This is a genomic window from Sphingobium sp. SA916, assembly GCF_002894065.1.
Classification (GTDB): Bacteria; Pseudomonadota; Alphaproteobacteria; order Sphingomonadales; family Sphingomonadaceae; genus Sphingobium; species Sphingobium fuliginis.
This window is the reverse complement of sequence record NZ_LXYF01000054.1, coordinates 25,610-46,186: the sequence shown is the minus strand read 5'-3', so window position 1 is coordinate 46,186 and position 20,577 is coordinate 25,610. Positions and strand designations below refer to the sequence as shown.

The following is a 20,577-nucleotide window of genomic DNA, read 5'->3' as shown; positions in this document are numbered from 1 at the left end:
TCGGATCAAGCAGTTCCGGGGCATAGCCACTCGATATGATAAGGATGCTGCCAACTATCTGGCGGCGATCAAGCTCATCTGCACACGCCTCTGGTGCAATGCATAATGAGTCTGCGCCCTAAAGTTTTCCATTTCTAACAGTAGCGGTTCGGCGGAGAGGCCTTTTAATTTCTTTATTTTTTTACCCAAGGCAAAAATACGAGTTCTAACGGGGAGTAAGCCGCAATTTGCGACTGCCGCCTTGGCGTAATCATAAAAAACTGTAAGGGCCGCTTTTGAGAACCCCTCATAATGCGCGTACAATAAAGCCCAAGAAACCCTAAGCAAAACTACTTTCTGATGATCGCTGACATCTTTTCGTGCAAGCAGCAATTTTAAAGAACCTAGTTCTGCTTCACGCCAACTTAAGTCATCAGTAATCAAGTCAAGCGGAGACTTCATTACAGAGATACTCCCGCACAACCTGAATCCTTTCATGGAGCTTTGGTATGGTGTTAGCGCCCGGCCCTGTAGCGCTTTTGAATCTCTCGCTGGAAAATGCGGCTATCAAGCGTGCCAAAAGGTCACCTCCGGGAACGTCAACTAGGTCGTCGTAGCGCTCTACGAACGCGGCACAGACAGCCTCGTAATATGCTGGCGCTAGACGCCCCGTGGCTTCGCCATGTGTATTGAAACGAGTGAATGCTTGATCGCCCAACTTTTCGAGAATGGCGTCGAAGGTCTTTTCAAAAAGTGCTGCCATTCCATCGCGATCAAAATGCACAAGCCCGAATAGGACGCTCTCCATGTAGCCGTCCAACCATTCTTCGATGTTACCTTTGAACGTATCTCGCGAGTTAACCAGAGCAAAAAATCGAAGTACTAGTTCCTCATTCGCTCTCTGTTCTACCATGCTGCTCGGAAGGCGTGAAATCGCTGATGCGAATCCCTGATGCTGCGCGAGTCCTTGCAGAAGCTCATAAAAATCAGCGCCTCCGTCGATCATCCTAGATGAGCAATTTCGGATCTCTTGAGCGGAAAGAAGCGAACCGCCAGTATTAAGACGTTTGAATAGCTCATATTTAACGAAGGCATCGCCGGATTTGTTAATTATCGTCGCACGGATAGGCGTGCGCTTTATTTTTAATTTTGTAACGGTATCGATAGTATTCAACGTCTTTCCATTTAGATCGTGAATAAAATCACAACCTTGCAGAACAAGTTCTGGTTGACTAATGGCAGAATGGTCTAAAAATTGAAGTACAGAGCTAGTCCTTTGAAGGCCGTCAATTAGCTCCAAAATTCCATCATCGTTCTCGATGAGAAATATGGGAGGGATTGGAAGTCCCATTACTATAGATTCTATTAGCCTAGATCTTTGCTCATTAGACCATCGAAAAAGCCTCTGATATTCTGGACGAATAACAATCTCTTCATCTCTATGTAAGTTGAGAAGTTCGCCGAAGGAAAAATCCACCGCCGTCGTGCGAATCTCGCGATCGAGGCTGCCTGGAGTGCTGTTAGTCAATTTTGATACCCTCTTCGATTTGCAACGACGCTACAGGCCCGCGGAAGCTTGAGCAATACCACGCTTCCGATCTCAGCTTGCGAAGGTGCATCAACGAGCGGCCATCTTTGCTGCCTAAATTAACGGCGGCCAGTGGCAGGTTCACGAATTATTCAATCCACGGCTGACAGTCTGAAATCGGCCCAAGGCGGTCATCCCGGCAGTGTGCGAAAACAGGTGAAACACGACAGGGGTAGTTAGGCCACCGCCTGCAACCCCTTGCGCTGGATGATGGACAAGAGCCGCAAGGCGGGACCGCCGGGGCGCTTCACGCCGCGTTCCCAATCCGACACGAGATTGCGCGAGACGTTGAGATAGGCGGCGAACACCGGCTGCGAGACATGCTCGCGCTCACGGATGGCGCGGATTTCATCGCCTGCCAGCGATGGGGCCGGGGCAAGACACGCCTCATCAAAGGTGCGAAGTGTCGCGCGCGACATAACGCCCGCGTCGTGCGCGTCGCTCATCATCTCGTGGACCGCGCCCGCGATCTCGCTGCGATAGCCCTTACCCTTCACCGTCGTTCCCATCGTCTATCTCCACCAGCGTTCCAGATGCCACCAGCCGGTCCAGTTCCTCGTCGTTCCATTCCAGCGCTTCGGTTGCCGCATTGCGCAGCAAGGCGAGGTCCGCCTTCGATATATTCGCCTGCGCACTCTTGGCGAAGCCGAAAGCGAATATCGCCCGATCACCGTGCCGGAGCAGGATCAGCGTGCGATAGCCGCCCGACCTGCCCTGACCGGTACGCGCCACGCGCTGTTTGATGACGCCGCCGCCGAGATCGGCATCCACCAATCCGCTTTCGGCGCGCTGCACAGCGTCCCGAAGCCCCGAATCGGCAATGCGCTCCTTGCGCGCGAAGCGCTCGAACCAGCCATTCTTGAATATACGTGGGATGGTGGCCCTCCTGCTTCCGATGCCATATATAATACATAGCGTTAGAGTTCAACGCACTTGCAGGGCCGATATTGGCGCAACCGGCACTGAAATGCCCCGATCGGCACTACAGTGCCCCACCCCTTGCGACGCAAGACGATCCGGCGCAGCCTGATCACTGGCGGGCAGACCTCCGATGATTTGGAGAATTGCCATGAATGATTCGACCTGACCAATGCGCAATGCCGTACCCATCGGCATAAAGCACTGACCGGCATGCTGTTTGGGACATAGTGGGAAAAAATTCTGCGATGGTCACGCCCTGCGGCAGAGCTACGTCGTGGACCGCCCTTGGACGCCCCTGAACGCCAGTCGTCGCCAGCGCCCACCCGTCCAATCCCGAATGGCCTGATTTGGCCCCGTAACGGCTCTTGCCCAGTGCGCCATGCTGCCCGATGCTGGTCCACAGGGGCGCGTGCAACACCTTGATTTGAAGAGATTGCCCCATGAACAACCCCGATCGTATCATCCGCCTGAAGACCGTTCTCGCCCGCACCGGGCTTTCGCGCACCACGCTCTATCGCAAGATGGGCGAAGGCACCTTCCCCCGCCAGGTAAAGATCAGCGTCCACGGCGCGGGCTGGCACGAATCCGCCGTCAATCGCTGGGTGGCCGATCCTGTCGGCTATCGCGACGACCACGCCGGGAGCCAGGTACAATGACCGTGCCTCTACCGCCCGATCCGATCTGCGTGCGCGTCAATGATGCGGCGCGCATGATCGGGGTCGGCCGCACCAAGCTCTATGCGCTGATCGCGGCGGGTGAGATCGAGACGGTGAAGCTCGGCAAGGCCACCCGCGTCACCACCGCCAGCCTGCACGATCTCATCAGGCGGCAACGCGAAGCCTGACCGGCTCGGACGCCGTGGGGTCGGCGTCCGAACTACCCTTCACCGGCAGCTTGTCCAGAAACTCCGCCCAGCGCGCCATGAGGCTGCGCCGCTTGTCGAAGAAGTCGGTGCGGCGATAGGCGGCTTCCACCTTGTTGGGCAGCTTGTGCGCCAGCGCCTTGTCGGCAACCTCCTTGGGGAAGCGGGTCCGCTCCGACGACCAGTCGGTGAAGGCCGAACGGAAGCCGTGGACGGTCACACTCTTGATGCCGTCATCGCGTAAGAGCTTGGTCATGGTCATGTCGCTGATCGGCTTTTCGCCGTCATTGCTGAACACAAGGCCGGTATCGCTGGTGCGCTCCTTCCACCGCTTGCGGAGCAGCGCCACGGCGGGCGCGGACAGCGGCACGACATGGGTCTCCCCTGCCTTCATCCGCTCACCCGGAATGGTCCAGATGGCCTTGTCCAGATCGAACTCCGACCACACGGCAAAGCGCGTCTCGTTCGACCGCACGGCATTATAGATGGTGAAGCGCAGCGCGTCGCGCCCGGTCGTGGGCGAAGCTGCCGCCAGCTTCCGCATGAGCGCAGGCACATCCACATAGGGCATGGCTTCCAGATGTCCGCCCTTGTCCACCTGACGGGGAAGCCCCTTGCGCACCGAGCGCAACGATACCTCACCCGGAAGCCAGCCCTTGATATGGGCGAAGTCCAGCACCGCGCCTATGCGTTGCAGGATGCGCCGCGCGCTATCAGGGATGGTCAGCCAGATCGGCGACAGCACCTCGACCACGCACGCATTGTCCACCTCGTTGACCGGCTTCGTGCCGATCGCCGGGAACACATGGTTCTCGAAACTGGAAATCCAGTTGGCGTGCCGCTTGTTCTTCCAGCCTTCCTTCAACGCCTCGTAACAATCGCGGGCCGCCGTCTCGAAGCTCGGCACCACCTTGCGCGCCCTGCGTCGCTCGGCGACCGGATCGGTTCCCTCACGGACCTTCCGCCGTAATGCTGCTGCCGCTTCCCGCGCCTCGGCCAGTGACACGTCCAGCGCCGATCCCAACCCATAGTCGCGTCGGCGTCCATCCTTCTGCATCCGCAGCACCCATGTCCGCGCACCGCTATCCTTCACCAGCAGGCACAGTCCCCGGCCATCGACATGCCGACCAGGCTTCGCGTTCTTTACCTTCAATGCCGTCAGTGCCATCGGTTCGGTTCCCGCTTTGGGCATCGCAGGCGTTCCCACACTTCCGGGCAGGAATTGGTCCCACAATCGTTCCCACATTTTGCGCCAAATTCAGGCAAATCAAGACGACCGACCGCGAACACCATACAAGACAAATCGTCGATTTTACAGTGTAGTTAGGAACGTCCCGGCATCGCCCGAGACAAAAGTTCTACACTCGTAGGGGTCACCATTTATCAATGCCTTGCGAGGCGGTTGGATAGTGGTTGGCGCCGATCTGGGCGCGCGGCCAGCGGATTGAGCCAGTCGGCTTTCGGCTATTCTCCTAGAACTATTGTCGTCCGGCCTGAAGGCTTGGACATTCACCCGTCTGCGTTCCGCTCCATGCCTGACGTCCAGCCTCGGCTCGGCTGGACCTTCCGCTTATCCCGCCACGGCCGTTCTCGTCGCCTTCGCCGATCGCGTCCTCTTTGCCTGCCCTTGCCGGGGCCGGGCAGTCGATTCCCGCACGACGAGCGAAGGCGCGAGCACGATGTTGCGGATCTCCGGATCATCCCCCCGAATGCGTTGCAGCAGAAGGTCGGCCGCCTCCCGCCCCAGGGCATTATGGCCGATGCGTATCGTCGTCAGCGGCGGCGTCACCAGATCCATCATGGGCATGTCGTTATGCCCGACGATCGATACGTCCTCCGGGCACCGAAGGCCACGTTCCTTCAGCGCATCATAGGCGCCCAGTGCGAGAAGGTCGTTTGCGGCGACGATCGCGGTGATGTCGGGGTCACGGTCCAGCAGGCGGCGGGTCGCAATCGCGCCCTCTTCCCGCGAATAGCCTTCGGCTGCTTCGTGCAGCGGCTCGGTCGAACGAAGGTCGTGCTGCTCCATCGCGCCATAAAAGGCGCGCCGCCGCAGATGGCCGGTGGACACCGTCTCCGGTCCTGCGAGATGTGCGATCCTGCGATGTCCCAGTTCCACGACATGGTCGACGGCGAGTTGCATTCCCAGCGCGTCGTCGGAGACGACGGCCGACAATCGGCGCTTTTCCTCCGCCCGGTTGACGAGAACCGCCGGAAGCCCCTGTTCGAGACAGAAATCGACCACCGGGTCGTCGCGCTGGACGGTCGCCAGGATCAATCCCTCGATCTGCCGCGTCGCCAACTCGCGCACGATCTCCAGCTGCCGGCTGGAATCCCGCCCCACATCGGCAACCACGGTCGAGAAGCCTTCCGCCGCAAGCCTTTCCGCCGCGCCGCTGAGGATCGGGGAAAAGACGGTATTCGCGATGTCGGGCACGAGCATGCCTACAAGATGCGAGCGGCCGGTGCGCAGGCCCGCGGCGAGCAGGTTGCGCCGGTAGCCAAGGCGCTGCGCCGCCGCGAGCACGCGTTCAGCCACTTCCTCCGCGACCAGATAGCGGGTCGCTGGGTTGAGCGCGCGGGAGACGGTCGACGGGTGAACTGCAGCGGCCTCCGCGACCTGCTTGATCGTCACGGTCCGGGATTTGGTGCTACTGCGCGGCAAAATAGTCTCCTTTGACAGGCCTTTCTCTTCCCGCGCGCAAATCTTGGCAACATGATTTCGCATTCCGGCCGGTCGCGGGCCTTTTGCAGGCGGCTGCGGCAGGATGGAGGGGCGTCGGTTCATGGCGGCGGGGCGATGCGATGCCGCCCGCGAACGGCCGCTTCGACGGACCGTCAGGTCATCGCGCCGCTATCCGGGCCGTCGGAAGTCCGGTCCGGGGATTGTCTCTGGCTTGTCGTGCTTAAAAGGAGCGATGCGGCAAGGAGCGCCCCCCTCCCCCTGCCGGGGCCGATATTTCCCGCCGGGCTTAATGCCGGCGTTTGAAGCGCTGCACCCGGCGGCCATAACCGACTTCCGCCGTGTAGAGATTGCCTTTCGAATCGATCGCGATGTTGTGGATCGACTTGAACTGGCCGGGCTGGCGGCCCGCGCGGCCCCATTTCGTGACGAACGCGCCGGTCTGGCGGAGCAGTGTCACGACCTGTCCGTTGCCGCCGTCGGCAACGAAGATATAGCGTTGCGCGGCGTCTTCGGACAGGACGAGGTCCCACACCGATCCGCTGCCCAGCGTCTGGGGCTCCACCTTGAACTCGCGCACATAGCTGCCGTCCTTGCGGAACACCTGTATCCGGTCGTTGGCCCGGTCGCAGACATAGACCAGACCGTCGCGGGCGATGCGCACGCAATGAACCGGGTTGTTGAATCCCTGCGATACCGAAGCGGGCGAATAGGGCGGCAGCTTGTCGTCATTAGGCACCGAACCGCTGCCGCCCCAATGCCGCTTATATGCACCGGTCGACAGGTCGAAGACGATCACCCGGCGATTGCCATATCCGTCCGCGACATAGAGTTCGTTCGCCGCGCTGTCCGTCATCATATGCGCCGGGCGTCCCAGCCGCGTCGTGGAATTCGACCCCTTGGTGCCGTCGTCGGCCCCGAACTGGCGGATGAACTTGCCGTCGCCGGTGAACTCCAGCACCTGGTCGCCGTCCAGATTGCCGGCGATGAAGACATGGCCCGCATCGTCGACATGGATGCCATGTTCCATCTGCACCCATGGATGGCCCTGTCCGGCTCCGCCCCAGGCGGCGAGAAGATTGCCTTGCTGGTCGAATTTCATGACCGGCGGAGCAGCCGAGCAGCAAAGCGACTCAGGCGGAGATTTCTGCGCGCCCTTCTCGTCGTCGAGCAGCGAACCCGGCCGCTGGATGATCCAGACATTATCGTCCTTGTCGACGGCGACGCCCGAGACCTGGCCCAATATCCAGTTGCCGGGCAGGGGCCTTGGCCATTGCGCGTCGGGTTCGAACCGGGGGGCGTCGGCGGCGGGTTTCTGGGCGGGAACGGGCGCTGAGCCGATGCAGCCGATCAGCATCGCCATGGCAAGGAAACAGCGCCGCATAGTCATCCCTCCGGGCCCATTGTCGACCGAATAAAGGCTCTCAAGCAAAGGGCCCGCGTCCTAACATATTGTTATTCCGAAAGCGCCGTGGCAGCAGGCGGTTGCGCGCCCTGATGATAGCCATTATTTATCTTAATTAATAAGATTTCAATTGCCTATATCGCGATATGATGGTGATTTGCAGCGTCTGTCAAGGCGCAATCAGGGTGCGTGGCATCTGTTCAGGAAGGTTTCCCCTGTGGAAGGAAGCTGCTAGCTGGAGTTTCGCGCCCGGGGTGGCGCCTTGGGTTTGGATTGGGAGAAGTATTCATTCGCGGACCGGTTCTAACGCCGAAGAATAATTCGGTGACGCGGGCGTTTGCGATCCTGCGGGCCATAGCGGGCGCGGGTCGTGATCTGAGCGCGACGGAGGTTGCCCGCGCGGTGGGCAGCAATATGGCGACGGTGCATCGCTTCCTGCTGACGCTGGAAGGCGAGGGTGCGGTCGCGCGCGGGCGCAAGGGCGGTTTCCATCTGGGACCGGCCCTGGCCGACCTTGGCGCCCGGGTGGAAGGCGACGTGCTGCTGGTAAATGCGGCGCATCCGCATCTGGAGGCTCTGGCCGATGAATTCCGCGAAGCCGTCCACTGCGTCGCACGCAGCGGGAACCAGGCGATCAATGCGGCCGTGGCGCGGCCCGACCGTTCGCTGGTCATCAGCCATCCGGTGGGCGAGCCGTTTCCGCTTCACTGCACCTCCGCGGGCAAGCTGTTCATCGCCTCGATGAGCGAGAGTCACCGCGCCAGCTTCCTCGCCAATGCGGAGCTCAGGCGCTACACGCCTGGCACCATCGTCGATCCGGGGCAACTCATGGCCGAACTCGGCCGCATCGCGAAGCAGGGCTATGCGGTGGACAATGAGGAATGGGAGGAGGGGCTTCGTTCGATCGCGCTGCCGCTGCATAACATGCGGGGCCAGGTGGTGGCGGCGATCGCGCTGTCGGCGCCCAGTTCGCGGCTGGGCGACGAGCAGTTGGCGAAGGCGCGGTCCGCGATCGCCGGCAGCGTGACCCAGATCGAACGGTCGCTGTCGATCGAAAGCCGGGTTTTCCCGTCGCGCGCCAAGCCCCGCGGCAATTTCCCGCACCTGAAGCGCGTGGCGGATTTCCTGTTCATTTCGGGCACCAGCGCGCGGCGGCCGGATGACAGTTTCGAGGGCGCGACCGTCGGGGAAGACGGCAAGGTCGTGATCGACATAGAGCGGCAGGCGCGCTTCATCTTCGACGCAATCCGGGACATGCTGGCAACGGCGGGCGCGTCGCTGGCGGACATCGTCGATATTCAGGTCCACCTGCTCGACATGGCCGATTATGAGACCTTCAACCGCGTCTATGCCGATTATTTCGGCTTCGAAGGCCCTGCGCGCAACACCGTCGCGGTCAAGGAACTGCCCCATCCCCATCAGGGGATCATGATCACCGCCATCGCGTTCAAGCCGGGTTCCCATATCGCCCCGGACGAATGACGCTATGGCCCTCGACCGGAGCGATTTCCAGGCGACGCGATTGATCGCTGATTAAGAAATCGCGTTAGGACGGAAATCAGGGCGGTTCCGGCCCGGTGCCGGGATCGCGCGCCTGCTGTTTGATCCTTGTCCGTTCCAATCGTGCGATGTCGCGCGAGCGCCAGCCGTGGCTGTGCGATATAAATTCTCATCTAACGACTTTTATATCTTGCATATCGAGATAATATATTTCATGCAGGGTTCCGGAAAGGGAGAGACGTGGATGCCCGATGTTCGTTTGAGCCGAAGGTCCGCAATGTCCGCCATGCCTGGAGGGCGGGCGCGTCGCCGGTTCTGGCGGGCAGCCGCCCTCGCCCTGTTGGCGGCGGCGGGCGGTGGCGCGGCGCAGGCTCCGGCAGCGAAGGTGCCGATGGTGAAAAGCCAGGCGCCGGGCTTCTATCGCATGATGCTGGGCGACTATGAGATCACGGCGCTCAATGACGGCGTCGTCGACTTCCCGCCGGCAAAGCTCTTGACGAACACGACGGCGGGCGAGGTGGCCGCAATGCTGCGCAAGCGGTTCGAGCCGGATGCCGTGCCCACGTCCGTCAATGCCTTCCTGATCAACACGGGCGACCGCCTGGTGCTGGTGGACACGGGCGCCGGAAAGGTTCTGGGGCCGCGACTGGGCGGGCTTGCCGAAAGCCTGCGGGCGGCGGGGTACCGGCCGGATCAGGTCGATGCCGTGCTGATCACGCACATGCATCCCGACCATATCGGCGGCTTGGTGAAGGATGGGCAGCCGGCATTCCCCAATGCGACCGTCTATGCCGACAAGACCGATGCGGCGCTGTGGCTGGACCCGGCCGAAGCGGCGAAGGCGCCGGAGGATCAGGGCAAGCTCGGCAAATATCGCTTCCGGGCGGTCAAGGAGTCGATGGACGCCTATAGCCGGCGCGGCAGGCTCCGATATTTCGACGGCACGGGGGAAGTGCTTCCCGGCATACGCGCCATCGCCTCTCGCGGGCATTCGCCCGGCCACGCCTTTTTCGAGGTGGAATCGAAGGGCGAGCGCCTGCTCTTCTGGGGCGACATCATGCATTTCGGGCAGGTCCAGCTCGAACTGCCGGAAGTGGCCATGTATTCCGACATCGATCCTGCAAAGGCGACGGCGAGCCGGTTGGCGGCGCTGAAGGATGCAGCGGACGGGCGCTATCTGGTCGCCGCCGCGCACCTGCCCTTTCCCGGACTGGGGCATATCCGCAAGGCCGAACGCGGCTATGCCTGGGTGCCCGTCACCTACGAAATCCCGCCCCGCTGACGGAGGGGGCGGCTGGACGGCCCGATGCGTGATGGCGTCGGATAATGCATCGATGGGAGGAGGCGACATTGCGACTGGGTTCCGGATTATTGGCCTTCGCGGCGACGATGCTGCTGCCCGCCGTTGCGGTCGCGCGCGACGCGGCTCCGCGCAACGACCTGCCTCAGCCTTATGAAACGACCCGGGATTGGGGCACTTTGCCCGCGGGGATGAAATGGGCGGCGGTGACGGCGGTGGAATCGGCCCCGGGCGGCGTCATCTACGTCATCCATCGCTGCTTTGAGAATTCCTGCATCGACCGGCCCGAACCGCCGATCCTGAAATTCGATGCGCAGGGCCGACTTCTGAAGGCATTCGGCCAGGGCCTGTTTCGCTTCCCCCATGGGGCGACCGTCGATGCGCAGGGCAATTTGTGGGTCACCGATCTGGGTTCCGTTTTCCTGGCCGAGCGCGGATCGGGCGACAATGGCGGCAAGATCGTGAAATTCGATTCCGACGGCAAGGTGCTGATGACGCTGGGTCACGATGCGCTGGGTTCCGCCACAGACTTTCTGGATCAGCCCAATGACGTCGTGGTCACGCGCAAGGGCGACTTCTTCGTGTCCGAAAGTCATTCGCCCGGCGGCAAGAACAACCGGGTGCTGAAATTCTCGAAGGACGGCAAGTTCATAGGGCAATGGGGGCGCAAGGGAAGCGGTCCTGGCGAGTTCAGCGAGCCTCACAGTCTGGCGCTCGATTCCCGTGGCCGGCTGTTCGTGGCCGATCGGGAGAATAACCGCATCCAGATCTTCAGCCAGGACGGCAAGTTCCTGGCCCAGTGGCATCAGTTCGGTCGCCCCAGCGGCATCTATATCGACGGGAAGGACAGGCTTTATGTCGCGGATTCCGAATCCAGTCCGGTCGAGGGCCGTAATCAGGATGCCCGCATCCGTCGGGGTATCCGCATCGGCAGTGCCCGGACCGGAAGGGTCGACGCCTTCATCGAGGATGCCGAAGCGGCGGAACCCAGGCATTCCGGGGCCGAAGGCGTGGGTGTCGACGATCAGGGCAATGTCTATGGCGCGGTCGTTGGCCGCCGCATGCTGGAACGGCATGTGAAGCGGCCGAAGCCATGAAGGGCTGCCCGGTTCCGAATGATCGGCCCGTTGCAAGGCCCGCAGACTTTCGTTGACGGCTTCCTGCGGGCTTGATACCAATCTTACAAGACGAATTATTTTTCTTACTTAATGAGAATCGGAGAGAGCTCATGTCCCAAGGTAAGATTCTCGCGGGCTTCGTGGCGCCGCATCCTCCCCATCTCGTCTATGCCGAAAATCCCCCGCAGAATGAGCCGCGTTCGGAGGGTGGGTGGGAGCCGCTGCGCTGGGCCTATGAAAAGGCGCGCAAGAGCATCGAGGAACTGAAGCCCGACGTGCTGCTCGTCCATTCGCCGCACTGGATTACGACAGTCGGCCACCATTTCCTCGGCGTGGAGCGTCTGTCGGGCAAGTCGGTCGATCCGATCTTCCCCAATCTCTTCCGCTTTGCCTTCGACCTGAACGTCGACGTCGACCTTGCCGAAGCCTGCTGCGGCGAGGCGCAGGCGCTTGGCCTGACCGCCAAGATGATGCGCAATCCCAATTTCCGGGTGGATTATGGCACGATCACCACGCTGCACATGGTCCGTCCGCAATGGGACATCCCGGTCGTCGGTATCTCGGCCAACAATTCGCCTTATTACCTCACCCTCGACGAGGGCGTGGAGGAGATGGAGCGGCTGGGCGAAGCGACGCGGCGGGCGATCGAGAAAAGCGGCAAGCGGGCCGTGCTGCTCGCGTCCAACACCTTCTCGCACTATCATTTCCATGAGGAGCCGGAGATTCCCGAGGATATGAGCCGGGAGCATCCGCAAAGCTACAAGGGCTACAAATGGGACATGCGCATGATCGAACTCATGCGCAGGGGCGAGATCCGGGAGGTGATGCGCCTGTTCCCCGAATGGGTGGAGGAAGCCTTTGCCGAAGTGAAGTCCGGGGCCTTCCCCTGGATGATCTCCGCCATGGAATATCCCACCACGCCTGCGGAGCTTCACGGCTACGGCACGGTCATCGGCACCGGCAACGCCGTCATGGAATGGCGTCTGGCGGCCTGAGCCCCAATCGAGATACGAGGACATATCATGCCGGTCGTTTCCGCATTTCTGATGCCGGGCAATCCGCTGCCCTTCCTGCGCCAGGACAATCCGCCCTGGGCTCCGCTCGCCACGGCGGCGAAAGCGGCGGGCGAGGCGCTGCGCGCCAGCCGGCCCGACGTGTTGCTGATCTATTCGACCCAATGGTTCGCCGTGCTGGACGAACTGTGGCAGGCGCGTCCGCACAGCACCGGCGTCCATGTCGATGAGAACTGGTATGATTATGGCGACCTCCAGATGGACTTGCGTGCGGATGTTTCGCTGGCCCAGGCGTGCGTCGCGGGGGCCAATGCGGCGGGCCATCGATCCAAGGCGGTCGATTATGAAGGCTTTCCGATCGACAGCGGAACGATCGTCGCCAACGCCTTCCTCAACCCCGGCGGAACGATTCCGACGGTGGTCGCCGCCAACAACCTCTATCATGATTTCGCCACGACGGAGGCGCTGGGCCGGGTGGCGGCGGAGCAGGCCGATCTTCAGGGCAAGCGCGCGGCGGTGATCGCGGTCGGCGGCCTTTCCGCCGGCTATTTCGACAAGGACATCGACATAGCCGAGGATCGTATCGTGGATGAGCAGAGCGACGCCGCCAATCGCGCGCTGCTTGCCGCGATGGAGCAGGGCAGGGCGGACCGCTTGCGCGCCGGACTGGATGACTTCGCCGCGGCGGCGAAGACCGACATGGGGATGAAGCATCTGGCCTGGCTGTTGGGGGGCGTGGGCGATTTCAAGAATGCCCATGTCCATGGCTATGGGCCGACCTATGGCGCGGGTGCGGCCGTGGTCGAGTTCAAGCTGGCCTGATCCGGCGGACCATGGCCGTCAGCCGGCATCGCCATTCCCTTGACTCCATGTCGCCGGACGCGCCGGGCGGTTCGGACTTCGCGCTTGAAGGCCGCGCTTGTCCCCCTTCGCTTGCGGCGGCGGCGGGAGAGGCGCTAGAGCCGATCGACATTCAGAAGATGACGAGCCGAAGATGGTGGTTTTCCATGACCCGGCGCGCAGCGTACTCAAAGTACGTGAGCACCGGAAGCACGGAAAAGCGTCATTTGCAGGCCGTCAGGGCTGAATGTCGATTGGCTCTAGGCCCCGGGGGCGGGTTCTGGCAGCAAATGGCCCGTCCGGCACAAGCGGGGCGGCCAGGCGTTCATCATGGGCTTCGCGTTCGAAAGATCGGTTCGATAGAGTTTACGGTGCAATGAAGATGACAGATGAATTGAAGATCGGCCTGCAGCCGGCACCCAATGGCCGTCTTGCGGCGGCGCCGGCCGGCATAGTGGAGGGCAAGGCGAAGCCGCGCGGGCCATTTCCCCATTATCGGCGGGCCGGGGACTTCATCTTCATATCGGGCACCAGCGCGCGAAAGCCGGACAACAGCATCGAGGGTTCCGATGTCGATGAAATGGGCGTCACCCAATTGGACATCAAGGCGCAGACCCGCGCCGTCATCGAGAATATCAGGGATATATTGGCGGCCGCCGGCCTCGACCTGTCGGATCTTGTCGAGGTAAGTTGCTTTCTCGTCAGCATGAACGATTTCGGTGGATTCAACGAAGTGTGGGCGGAATATTTCGACGAGACCGGCCCCACCCGGACGACGGTCGCCGTCCATCAGCTTCCCCATCCGCTGCTGCTGGTCGAGATGCGCGCCATCGCCTACGCCCCGGACCCGCAGATCGGCTGATCCGCCCGCGAACAGACCAAGCCCGATAGAAGGAGGAAATCATGTCCGACCGTCGCGAACGGATCGTGCGCGCCTATTTGTCCGCCATGGAAAAGGGCGATCTGAACGGCGTGCTCCAATGCTTCGCAGCCGATGGCACGGTGATTTCGCCCGTCTATGGGGAAGAGCCCGTCCGCCCATTCTACGAAAAGCTGTTCGCGGACACGATCAGCGCCAGCGTTGATCTGCACAGCCTGTACGTCAGTCCGACGCAGCCCGAGCGGCTGATTGCCCATTTCGCCTATCGCTGGAGCCGGCATGGCCAGCCCGATGTCGATACCGACCTGATCGACCTTTTCGAATTCGATCCGCAAAGTGATCGGATCGGGCGTTTGCGGATCGTTTTTGCGCCCTTGCCCGGCAGCGGCGCGTGATGGGCAGCGCCATGGCCCGACGGGCAGTCCGCCCTCACTATTCCGTCGAAGGTTGCGGCTTTCAGGCGAAAGCGGCCTGATCGCGAACCCATTCCCGCCCCGCGCCGCGTGGCGGACGAGCGGTGATCTTCTTCCACGCCTGCTCATGGAAGAAGAAGGCGACGGCGTTGATCATCGGTTCGATCAGCGCGATCCCGCTCGCCATGGCGACGGAACCGGTCATCAGATAAGCGACCGAGAAGCCCACGGTCAGGTGGATGCTGAGATAGGTGGCGGTCTTGATCAGGTCTGTGGACATGGCTCTGTGCTCCTGTTGCCGCTCAATTAAGATTCGTTCGCAATAGGTGCCAACAGCTTTTCCCTCTGGCTCTGATCGCCTTTGCCGATCAGGATGGCGGGAAAGGAGAGTCCAGGATGAGCGGAAAGATCAGGGTCGGCATCGGCGGTTGGATCTTCGAACCATGGCGCGGCACCTTCTATCCCGAAGGGCTGCGGCAGAAGGACGAACTGGCCTATGTGGGCCAGCATCTGACCGCGACGGAGATCAATGCCACCTATTACAGCACGCAAAAGCCGGCGACCTTCGCCGGCTGGGCCAAGGCCGTGCCGGATGGTTTCCAGTTCGCGGTCAAGGCGTCGCGCTACTGCACCAATCGGCGCGTGCTGGCGGAGGGGGGCGAATCCATTGCAAAGTTCATCAACCAGGGTCTGGTCGAACTGGGCGACCGGTTGGGGCCGATCCTCTGGCAATTCATGCCGACCAAGAAATTCGATGCGGAGGATTTCGGCGCTTTCCTGAAGCTGCTGCCGGCCAGCATCGACGGCGTGCCTTTGCGCCACGCGCTGGAGGTGCGGCATGAGAGTTTCGATGATCCCGTCTTTTTCGACCTCGCGCGGCAGGCCGGCGCGGCTGTGGTCTATGCCGACCATCCGGAATATCCGGCGTTGCAAGGCCAGGAGGTCGGCTTTTCCTATGCCCGTCTGATGCGCACGCGGGAGGAGGAGCCGACCGGCTATTCGGCGGAGGAGATCAAGGGCTGGGCGGAGGTGGCGCGCGAACGGGCTGCCAGAGGCGATGTCTACGCCTTCTTCATCAGTGGGGCGAAGGTCCGCGCACCCGCCGCAGCGCAGGCCATGATTGTGGCTTTGCAGTAACATCGACTGTTGCATTTGCTGCAACTGCGAAATCGTCCTTTGCGATTGTTACAACATCATGTCGGGCGCATAGGCCCGCTCGCCCCTGGTGGCGATAAATAACAATGACTTGCAGGACGAATGATATGCGACATACGGTTCAGGGCGTTGCCCTTATGGTTGCGGTCGGCGCGCAGATGCTGACCTTCTATTCGGTGCTGTTTGCCTGAGCGCAACATGACCCGATCCAAAGAGTCCTTGATGGACATCGGAAGAGCCGCCCTGGATATTGCCATGGGCGGCTCTTTCATTATCGCGGGACTTGATCAACCTTCCGCAGCCAGCCCGCCAGCAGATAAGCGACGACGCCGACCGGCCCCAGGGCGCACAGCGTCAGCAGCACGAGCGCAATCCGGATCAGCGTGACATCCAGGCCGGTGCGGTTGGAAAGCCCGGCGCACACGCCCATGATCTTTCCATTGCGGCGGTCGAGGGTGAAGCTGTTGTTCATGAATCTGGCCTTCTTGAAGAGATATGGCGGGATCAGGCGATCGGCGCGATCGGAACGGCGGCGCCGATGAAGAGCGCGGAAACCAGCAGGGCGCCGGTAAGGGCAAAGGCGGCGTTTTGAAGCTTGGCGAACATGATATACTCCCTGATTTGTGCTTGGCCGGACTGTCCGACCGTGATGCAGGGAAGATTGCAGGAGCCGTGCCAATTTCGATTTCGCCCCGATTTCAGGGTATTCTCGCGGCCCATTCCTCATTTTTGGGCGGGAAATTTTCCGCTAATTGGGCAAATTTCCTGCAAGTCGGGAATATTTGCAGGGTGATCGTCTGAAGGAACCGCTTCTCTTCGTCTACGGCACGCTCCGGCCCGGCTGCGACGAACCGATGGCCCGCTGGTTGGGCGATGCGGCCCGTCCTGTCGGCCCAGCCGTCGCGCAAGGCGCGCTCTATCGCGTGGCGGCCTATCCGGGCTTCGTGCCTGGCGGGACCGGTGACGTGACGGGCGACCTGTTCGCGCTCCCCGATCCGGAGGCGGTGCTTGCCGCGCTCGACGACTATGAGGAATGCGCTGCCCACTTCCCCCAGCCGCATGAATATCGTCGCGAACGGCTGATCGTCCTGGGCGAACATGGGCCGGTGGAGGCGTGGACCTATATCTACAATCGCGACGTCGTCGGGCTGGAACGGATCGAGAGCGGTGATTTCCTGAGTTGAGAATGGCTAGCGCGAGGCCCGGGCGCGGCTGGAGCGTTTTCCGGGCGGATAGAATGATCTGCTGGCTCGGAAAACGCGGCAAAACAAAAGCCTGGAGCATCATGCAGAAAACCGGTTCCCACTTTTCCGCATGATGCTCTAGGCTCTCCCGCCATGGCTTGAGGAGAGACGCGCATGACCGATGAACGGGATCAGCCGGAACGTTTGCCCGAAGACAGCAACTGGATCGGTTCGACCGGCCTCGACCGGCGCAAGCTGCTGGTGGGCGGGGCGTTCGCTGCGGGCTTCGCCGCTGCCTGCCGGCCTGTGTCCAGCAGCGCGGTCCAGACCTCCGGCGAAGGGTTGAAGGAAGAAAACGTCTCGATCGGGGCGAGCGACGGCTTTGCCATGCCTGCTTTCGTCGCTCGTCCCGTCGCCGGCAAGGCTGCGCCCGTCATCGTCGTGGTGCATGAGATTTTCGGCGTGCATGAATGGATCCGCGATATCTGTCGCCGCTTTGCGAAGGCGGGTTATTACGCCATCGCCCCCGACCTGTTCGCACGCCATGGCGATGCGACCAAGGTGGCTGATTTCAGGCAACTGGTCGGCACCATCGTGTCCAAGGCCTCCGACGAGCAGGTGTTGAAGGACATCGACGCCACCTATGCCTGGGCGGGCAGCCATGGCGGGGACGGCAGGCGGCGCGGCATCACCGGCTTTTGCTGGGGCGGGCGGGTCGTGTGGCTCTACGCCGCCCACAGCGCGGAACTGGACGCGGGCGTTGCATTTTACGGCCGGCTGGTCAGCGACAAGACCGAATTGCAGCCGCTGAGCGTCATTGAGCAGGTGAACCGGCTCAAGGCCCCGGTGCTTGGCCAATATGGCGCGCTGGACAAGGGCATTCCGGTGGCTGACGTCGAGAAGATGCAGGCCGCGCTGAAGATCGCGGGCAAGTCGCCGCCGGACGCGATCACCGTCTACCCTGGCGCCGACCATGGCTTCATGGCCGACTATCGCCCCAGCTACAACGAAGCCGCCGCCAAGGCCGCGTGGGACGCGACGCTCGGCTGGTTCGGCAAATATGTGAAGGGATAAGGACCGTTCGGCTTGGCTGAGCTGAAAGCGGCGCCCTTGCCATATGTTCATTCTTTACCGCCATGCTGAAACAAGTTCGGCATGACGGCTTTGCAGGGCGGCGGTTGCCCTTATTTCTGCTTCATCGCCTCGACGGCGGCGAGCGTGCTCTTCACATGGCCGGCATAGTTCATCTCGCTATGGACGAAGACGATGCGGCCGCTGGGCGCGATGACATAGGAAGTGCGGTCGGTCATGCCCGGCCGCATCTTCAGCGCCACGTCATAGCCCGACACGATGTTGGGACCAGCCGACGCCACGGCGAACTTGCCCGCGCATTCCTTGGTGGAGAAGGCGACCAGATCGTCCACCGGATCGGCCGACATGCCGATCACGGTCGCGCCAGCCTTCCTGAAATCCTCGATATGTTCCGCGAATTCCCGCGCTTCGGCGGAGCAGCCGGGGGTGAACGCCTTGGGGAAGAAATAAAGCACCACCGGCCCGCGCTTCAACTGGTGCGACAGGGTCAGGGTGAAGGTCTTCCCCGCCAGCGCGCCGCGGGTGGTGAAGTCGGGCGCCTTGGCCCCGACGGCCAGCGCCGCCATGGCGCCCTGCGAACCGACGGCGGCAGCGGCAAGGGCGAGAGCGATCTTCAGGCTTCTCATCATCGGCTTCCTCTTCATTCAGGCGGTGGGGGGCTTCCGATAGTCCATCCCTTCGGCCATGGTGATGACTGCAACGTTCGCCGCGCGCAAGTCCGCCAGTGGCCCAGCCGGATCGCGGGGGAAGAAAAGTCAGCCCCTTCCGGCGCGCCATGGCATAAGCCGTGGCTGAGAAGTGGCCGAGAAGGAGTGTGGCAGGGATGAGGCAGGAACGCGCGCTGGCCGGAACCCATTGGCGGAATGCCGGTTTTCCTCACATGCGCGCGATGATTCTCCTGCCGCTGCTCGTCCTTGCGGCGTGCGGCGACAAGCCGGGCGATCAGCCCGGCATCGCCACCAATATCGTCGACGAAGCGATGAACGAAGTGCAGCAGGTGCCCGAAGGCGCGAACGGTATCCAGACCGCTGAACCCGCGCCGGAGATTCCATCCAAGCCCGTGCCGGTGGGGTCGACCATCCCCGCCAGCGTGCAGGGGCGATGGACGGGCCTGGACGAAAGCTGTGCCGACCGCGCGACCGAGCTGGAGCTGACGATCACGCCGACCAGCCTGGTCTTTCTGGAGAGCGAGGGGAAGGCGACCGGCGTGTCCCACGGCCCGGACGGCCGCATCCGCATCGACGCGGCCTTCACCGGCGAAGGGCAGAGCTGGAACAGGAAGCTGGAATTGCGGCCCTCGGCCAGCGGGCGGGAGTTGACGGTGATCGACGACGGCCGGGCGGTGACGCGGAAGCGGTGTAGTTGATCTTCGGCCTGTTCCTGCAAAGGCGGGAAACGGGATCGGGCGGCAGAATTGGGTTCCTGCCTGCGCAGGAGCGCGGAATGCTTACTCCAAGCTTTCCCAAAGCCGCCGCACTGGTTAGAGCCGCCTCATGATCGGCCGTCTTACCTTGAGCGATTTCCGCAATCATGCGGATGCGCTGATCATGCCCGATCACAGCTTCATCGTGCTGACCGGGGACAATGGCGCGGGCAAGACCAACATATTGGAAGCCGTGTCGATGTTGGCGCCGGGACGCGGCCTGCGCGGCGCGGCCCTGCGCGACATGGTGCGGCAGGATGGGGCGGGCGGTTTCGGCATAGCGGCGGAAGTGGACGGCGTGATGCTGGGTACGGGGGTTCTCGCTTCGGCCCCCGACCGGCGTCAGGTGCGGATCGGCGGCGTCGCATCCTCCGCCAATGCGCTGGCGGATCATCTGTCCATCGTGTGGTTGACGCCCGCGATGGACCGGCTGTTCATGGACAGTCCCGGCGGGCGGCGGCGTTTCCTGGACCGGCTGACGCTGGCGCTGCACCCCGCCCATGCCGCGCACAGCGCCCGCTACGAGGCGGCGATGCGGGCGCGCAACCGGCTGCTCAACGATCTGTCCGCCGCCGATCCTTCCTGGCTGAGCGCGCTTGAAACGCAGATGGACGAGCATGGCGCGGCGCTTGCCGCCGCCCGCGCCGATCTGGTCGGCCGCTTGCAGGCCGCGCTGGAGGACCAGCCCGACCATCCCTTTGCCCGTCCGCTGCTGGCGATCGAGGGGGAAGGGGAGGGCGACGAGCCCCTGGGGCTTCGCCTAGCCCGCGAACGCCGCCGCGATGCCGCTGCCGGTCGCACCTTGTCCGGCCCGCATCGGCAAGACCTTGCCGTCGTTCACGCCGCCAAGGCGCAGGCTGCCGCGCTCTGTTCGACCGGCGAGCAGAAGGCGCTGCTGCTCTCCATCCTGCTCGCCCATGCGGCTCTGGTGGCGGCTCATCGCGGCCAGCCGCCCGTGCTGCTGCTCGACGAAGTGGCGGCGCATCTCGACCCGTCGCGGCGGGCCGCGCTGTTCGACCGGCTGCGGGAAACCGGCGGCCAGGTCTGGATGACGGGGACGGAATCCGCACTTTTCAACGGCTTGTCTGCGGCGAGCCGGTTCTGCGTAACGGCGGGGCACGTCTTTCGTTCCGCAGATTGACGCGCCGCAACAACGACTCGTCGCTGGCTGCTTTTCAATGCGTCCGGCGTCTGCCCTAAAGCATGGCACGGGGTTAAGTC

General features: G+C 62.4%; 23 protein-coding genes and 2 pseudogenes. 15 read left to right on the top strand and 10 right to left on the bottom strand.

The window, feature by feature from the left end:
• Positions 1 to 106 (top strand): annotated as a pseudogene (locus A8G00_RS17190) (IS5/IS1182 family transposase); the annotation flags it as partial.
• A gap of 17 nt (positions 107 to 123) precedes the next feature.
• On the opposite strand, the pseudogene A8G00_RS25265 reads toward A8G00_RS17190, so the two are convergent.
• The 4 genes and pseudogenes from A8G00_RS25265 to A8G00_RS17175 all read right to left on the bottom strand — a co-directional run.
• Positions 124 to 441 (bottom strand): annotated as a pseudogene (locus A8G00_RS25265) (MAE_28990/MAE_18760 family HEPN-like nuclease); the annotation flags it as partial.
• On the bottom strand, positions 425 to 1,507 hold the full coding sequence (locus A8G00_RS17185; RefSeq protein ID WP_103001239.1) for a DUF262 domain-containing protein: 1,083 nt from the start codon (positions 1,505 to 1,507) through the stop codon (positions 425 to 427). The pseudogene A8G00_RS25265 and the gene A8G00_RS17185, both read right to left, overlap by 17 nt.
• A gap of 236 nt (positions 1,508 to 1,743) precedes the next feature.
• Positions 1,744 to 2,076, bottom strand: coding sequence for a DNA-binding transcriptional regulator (locus A8G00_RS17180; RefSeq protein ID WP_172451895.1), 333 nt, complete (start codon positions 2,074 to 2,076; stop codon positions 1,744 to 1,746).
• A complete protein-coding gene (locus A8G00_RS17175) occupies positions 2,054 to 2,434 on the bottom strand; it encodes a type II toxin-antitoxin system RelE/ParE family toxin (RefSeq protein ID WP_301182315.1) in 381 nt (126 codons plus the stop codon). The genes A8G00_RS17180 and A8G00_RS17175 overlap by 23 nt, the downstream gene beginning before the upstream one ends.
• A gap of 494 nt (positions 2,435 to 2,928) precedes the next feature.
• On the opposite strand from A8G00_RS17175, the gene A8G00_RS17170 reads away from it, so the two are divergent.
• The gene (locus tag A8G00_RS17170; RefSeq protein WP_066560297.1) at positions 2,929 to 3,144 is read left to right on the top strand and encodes an AlpA family transcriptional regulator; all 216 of its coding nucleotides are present in this window, start codon (positions 2,929 to 2,931) and stop codon (positions 3,142 to 3,144) included.
• Positions 3,141 to 3,332, top strand: coding sequence for a helix-turn-helix domain-containing protein (locus tag A8G00_RS17165; RefSeq protein ID WP_103001236.1), 192 nt, complete (start codon positions 3,141 to 3,143; stop codon positions 3,330 to 3,332). Before A8G00_RS17170 ends, A8G00_RS17165 begins: the two co-directional genes overlap by 4 nt.
• On the opposite strand, the gene A8G00_RS17160 is transcribed toward A8G00_RS17165, so the two are convergent.
• The 3 genes from A8G00_RS17160 to A8G00_RS17150 all read right to left on the bottom strand — a co-directional run bounded on the left by A8G00_RS17160 (position 3,310) and on the right by A8G00_RS17150 (position 7,417).
• Entirely contained in the window at positions 3,310 to 4,542 is a 1,233-nt protein-coding gene (locus tag A8G00_RS17160; RefSeq protein ID WP_103001235.1) for a site-specific integrase, read from the bottom strand. The two genes, A8G00_RS17165 and A8G00_RS17160, sit on opposite strands and share 23 nt — an antisense overlap.
• 378 nt (positions 4,543 to 4,920) lie before the next feature.
• Positions 4,921 to 6,015: a LacI family DNA-binding transcriptional regulator gene (locus A8G00_RS17155; RefSeq protein ID WP_216365633.1), complete on the bottom strand. Its 1,095-nt coding sequence runs from the start codon at positions 6,013 to 6,015 to the stop codon at positions 4,921 to 4,923.
• 307 nt (positions 6,016 to 6,322) lie between these two features.
• Positions 6,323 to 7,417 carry a hypothetical protein gene (locus tag A8G00_RS17150; RefSeq protein WP_216365632.1) on the bottom strand — a complete coding sequence of 365 codons (1,095 nt, stop codon included), beginning with the start codon at positions 7,415 to 7,417 and terminating at the stop codon, positions 6,323 to 6,325.
• Positions 7,418 to 7,762: 345 nt separating this feature from the next.
• Here A8G00_RS17150 and A8G00_RS17145 point away from each other — a divergent pair, with 345 nt between their 5' ends.
• The 7 genes from A8G00_RS17145 (at position 7,763) to A8G00_RS17115 (ending at position 14,484) form a co-directional block, all read left to right on the top strand.
• On the top strand, positions 7,763 to 8,920 hold the full coding sequence (locus A8G00_RS17145; RefSeq protein WP_137710225.1) for an IclR family transcriptional regulator C-terminal domain-containing protein: 1,158 nt from the start codon (positions 7,763 to 7,765) through the stop codon (positions 8,918 to 8,920).
• A 295-nt stretch (positions 8,921 to 9,215) separates the two neighbouring features.
• Positions 9,216 to 10,220 carry an MBL fold metallo-hydrolase gene (locus A8G00_RS17140; protein WP_216365631.1) on the top strand — a complete coding sequence of 335 codons (1,005 nt, stop codon included), beginning with the start codon at positions 9,216 to 9,218 and terminating at the stop codon, positions 10,218 to 10,220.
• A 68-nt stretch (positions 10,221 to 10,288) separates the two neighbouring features.
• Positions 10,289 to 11,335 (top strand): peptidyl-alpha-hydroxyglycine alpha-amidating lyase family protein, encoded by a 1,047-nt coding sequence (locus A8G00_RS17135; protein WP_172451894.1) that lies wholly within the window; start codon positions 10,289 to 10,291, stop codon positions 11,333 to 11,335.
• Positions 11,336 to 11,466: 131 nt separating this feature from the next.
• The gene (locus A8G00_RS17130) at positions 11,467 to 12,351 is read left to right on the top strand and encodes a tRNA U-34 5-methylaminomethyl-2-thiouridine biosynthesis protein (RefSeq protein ID WP_037482922.1); all 885 of its coding nucleotides are present in this window, start codon (positions 11,467 to 11,469) and stop codon (positions 12,349 to 12,351) included.
• 27 nt (positions 12,352 to 12,378) lie between these two features.
• On the top strand, positions 12,379 to 13,191 hold the full coding sequence (locus A8G00_RS17125) for a tRNA U-34 5-methylaminomethyl-2-thiouridine biosynthesis protein (RefSeq protein ID WP_103001232.1): 813 nt from the start codon (positions 12,379 to 12,381) through the stop codon (positions 13,189 to 13,191).
• 400 nt (positions 13,192 to 13,591) lie between these two features.
• Positions 13,592 to 14,071: a RidA family protein gene (locus A8G00_RS17120; RefSeq protein WP_103001243.1), complete on the top strand. Its 480-nt coding sequence runs from the start codon at positions 13,592 to 13,594 to the stop codon at positions 14,069 to 14,071.
• A gap of 41 nt (positions 14,072 to 14,112) precedes the next feature.
• Positions 14,113 to 14,484, top strand: a complete 372-nt coding sequence (locus tag A8G00_RS17115) for a nuclear transport factor 2 family protein (RefSeq protein WP_061937901.1) — start codon at positions 14,113 to 14,115, stop codon at positions 14,482 to 14,484.
• 61 nt (positions 14,485 to 14,545) lie between these two features.
• Here A8G00_RS17115 and A8G00_RS17110 read toward each other — a convergent pair whose 3' ends face one another.
• Positions 14,546 to 14,782, bottom strand: coding sequence for a DUF2061 domain-containing protein (locus A8G00_RS17110; RefSeq protein WP_103001231.1), 237 nt, complete (start codon positions 14,780 to 14,782; stop codon positions 14,546 to 14,548).
• Between the two features lie 116 nt (positions 14,783 to 14,898).
• On the opposite strand from A8G00_RS17110, the gene A8G00_RS17105 reads away from it, so the two are divergent.
• Positions 14,899 to 15,639 carry a DUF72 domain-containing protein gene (locus A8G00_RS17105; protein WP_103001230.1) on the top strand — a complete coding sequence of 247 codons (741 nt, stop codon included), beginning with the start codon at positions 14,899 to 14,901 and terminating at the stop codon, positions 15,637 to 15,639.
• A 289-nt stretch (positions 15,640 to 15,928) separates the two neighbouring features.
• On the opposite strand, the gene A8G00_RS17100 is transcribed toward A8G00_RS17105, so the two are convergent.
• Positions 15,929 to 16,129 (bottom strand): PspC domain-containing protein, encoded by a 201-nt coding sequence (locus tag A8G00_RS17100; RefSeq protein ID WP_103001229.1) that lies wholly within the window; start codon positions 16,127 to 16,129, stop codon positions 15,929 to 15,931.
• Positions 16,130 to 16,454: 325 nt separating this feature from the next.
• Here A8G00_RS17100 and A8G00_RS17090 point away from each other — a divergent pair, with 325 nt between their 5' ends.
• Both A8G00_RS17090 and A8G00_RS17085 read left to right on the top strand, forming a co-directional pair.
• Positions 16,455 to 16,841 (top strand): gamma-glutamylcyclotransferase, encoded by a 387-nt coding sequence (locus tag A8G00_RS17090; protein ID WP_103001242.1) that lies wholly within the window; start codon positions 16,455 to 16,457, stop codon positions 16,839 to 16,841.
• A gap of 174 nt (positions 16,842 to 17,015) precedes the next feature.
• A complete protein-coding gene (locus tag A8G00_RS17085) occupies positions 17,016 to 17,915 on the top strand; it encodes a dienelactone hydrolase family protein (protein WP_103001227.1) in 900 nt (299 codons plus the stop codon).
• A 110-nt stretch (positions 17,916 to 18,025) separates the two neighbouring features.
• Here the strand turns inward: A8G00_RS17085 and A8G00_RS17080 are convergent, their stop codons facing one another.
• The gene (locus A8G00_RS17080) at positions 18,026 to 18,559 is read right to left on the bottom strand and encodes a peroxiredoxin (protein ID WP_103001241.1); all 534 of its coding nucleotides are present in this window, start codon (positions 18,557 to 18,559) and stop codon (positions 18,026 to 18,028) included.
• A 197-nt stretch (positions 18,560 to 18,756) separates the two neighbouring features.
• Here A8G00_RS17080 and A8G00_RS17075 point away from each other — a divergent pair, with 197 nt between their 5' ends.
• On the top strand, positions 18,757 to 19,299 hold the full coding sequence (locus tag A8G00_RS17075) for a hypothetical protein (protein WP_103001226.1): 543 nt from the start codon (positions 18,757 to 18,759) through the stop codon (positions 19,297 to 19,299).
• 127 nt (positions 19,300 to 19,426) lie between these two features.
• Positions 19,427 to 20,497 carry a DNA replication/repair protein RecF gene (gene recF, locus A8G00_RS17070; protein WP_103001225.1) on the top strand — a complete coding sequence of 357 codons (1,071 nt, stop codon included), beginning with the start codon at positions 19,427 to 19,429 and terminating at the stop codon, positions 20,495 to 20,497.
• Positions 20,498 to 20,577: the final 80 nt, after the last annotated feature.

Bases quoted from the DNA above. Each gene is read 5' to 3' on its own strand.
- A8G00_RS17180 (WP_172451895.1), bottom strand. From the start codon at position 2,076: ATGGGAACGACGGTGAAGGGTAAGGGCTATCGCAGCGAGATCGCGGGC.
- A8G00_RS17170 (WP_066560297.1), top strand. From the start codon at position 2,929: ATGAACAACCCCGATCGTATCATCCGCCTGAAGACCGTTCTCGCCCGC.
- A8G00_RS17165 (WP_103001236.1), top strand. From the start codon at position 3,141: ATGACCGTGCCTCTACCGCCCGATCCGATCTGCGTGCGCGTCAATGAT.
- A8G00_RS17160 (WP_103001235.1), bottom strand. From the start codon at position 4,542: ATGCCCAAAGCGGGAACCGAACCGATGGCACTGACGGCATTGAAGGTA.
- A8G00_RS17150 (WP_216365632.1), bottom strand. From the start codon at position 7,417: ATGCGGCGCTGTTTCCTTGCCATGGCGATGCTGATCGGCTGCATCGGC.
- A8G00_RS17140 (WP_216365631.1), top strand. From the start codon at position 9,216: ATGTCCGCCATGCCTGGAGGGCGGGCGCGTCGCCGGTTCTGGCGGGCA.
- A8G00_RS17130 (WP_037482922.1), top strand. From the start codon at position 11,467: ATGTCCCAAGGTAAGATTCTCGCGGGCTTCGTGGCGCCGCATCCTCCC.
- A8G00_RS17125 (WP_103001232.1), top strand. From the start codon at position 12,379: ATGCCGGTCGTTTCCGCATTTCTGATGCCGGGCAATCCGCTGCCCTTC.
- A8G00_RS17120 (WP_103001243.1), top strand. From the start codon at position 13,592: ATGACAGATGAATTGAAGATCGGCCTGCAGCCGGCACCCAATGGCCGT.
- A8G00_RS17115 (WP_061937901.1), top strand. From the start codon at position 14,113: ATGTCCGACCGTCGCGAACGGATCGTGCGCGCCTATTTGTCCGCCATG.
- A8G00_RS17110 (WP_103001231.1), bottom strand. From the start codon at position 14,782: ATGTCCACAGACCTGATCAAGACCGCCACCTATCTCAGCATCCACCTG.
- A8G00_RS17105 (WP_103001230.1), top strand. From the start codon at position 14,899: ATGAGCGGAAAGATCAGGGTCGGCATCGGCGGTTGGATCTTCGAACCA.
- A8G00_RS17100 (WP_103001229.1), bottom strand. From the start codon at position 16,129: ATGAACAACAGCTTCACCCTCGACCGCCGCAATGGAAAGATCATGGGC.
- A8G00_RS17085 (WP_103001227.1), top strand. From the start codon at position 17,016: ATGACCGATGAACGGGATCAGCCGGAACGTTTGCCCGAAGACAGCAAC.
- A8G00_RS17080 (WP_103001241.1), bottom strand. From the start codon at position 18,559: ATGAGAAGCCTGAAGATCGCTCTCGCCCTTGCCGCTGCCGCCGTCGGT.
- A8G00_RS17075 (WP_103001226.1), top strand. From the start codon at position 18,757: ATGAGGCAGGAACGCGCGCTGGCCGGAACCCATTGGCGGAATGCCGGT.
- recF (WP_103001225.1), top strand. From the start codon at position 19,427: ATGATCGGCCGTCTTACCTTGAGCGATTTCCGCAATCATGCGGATGCG.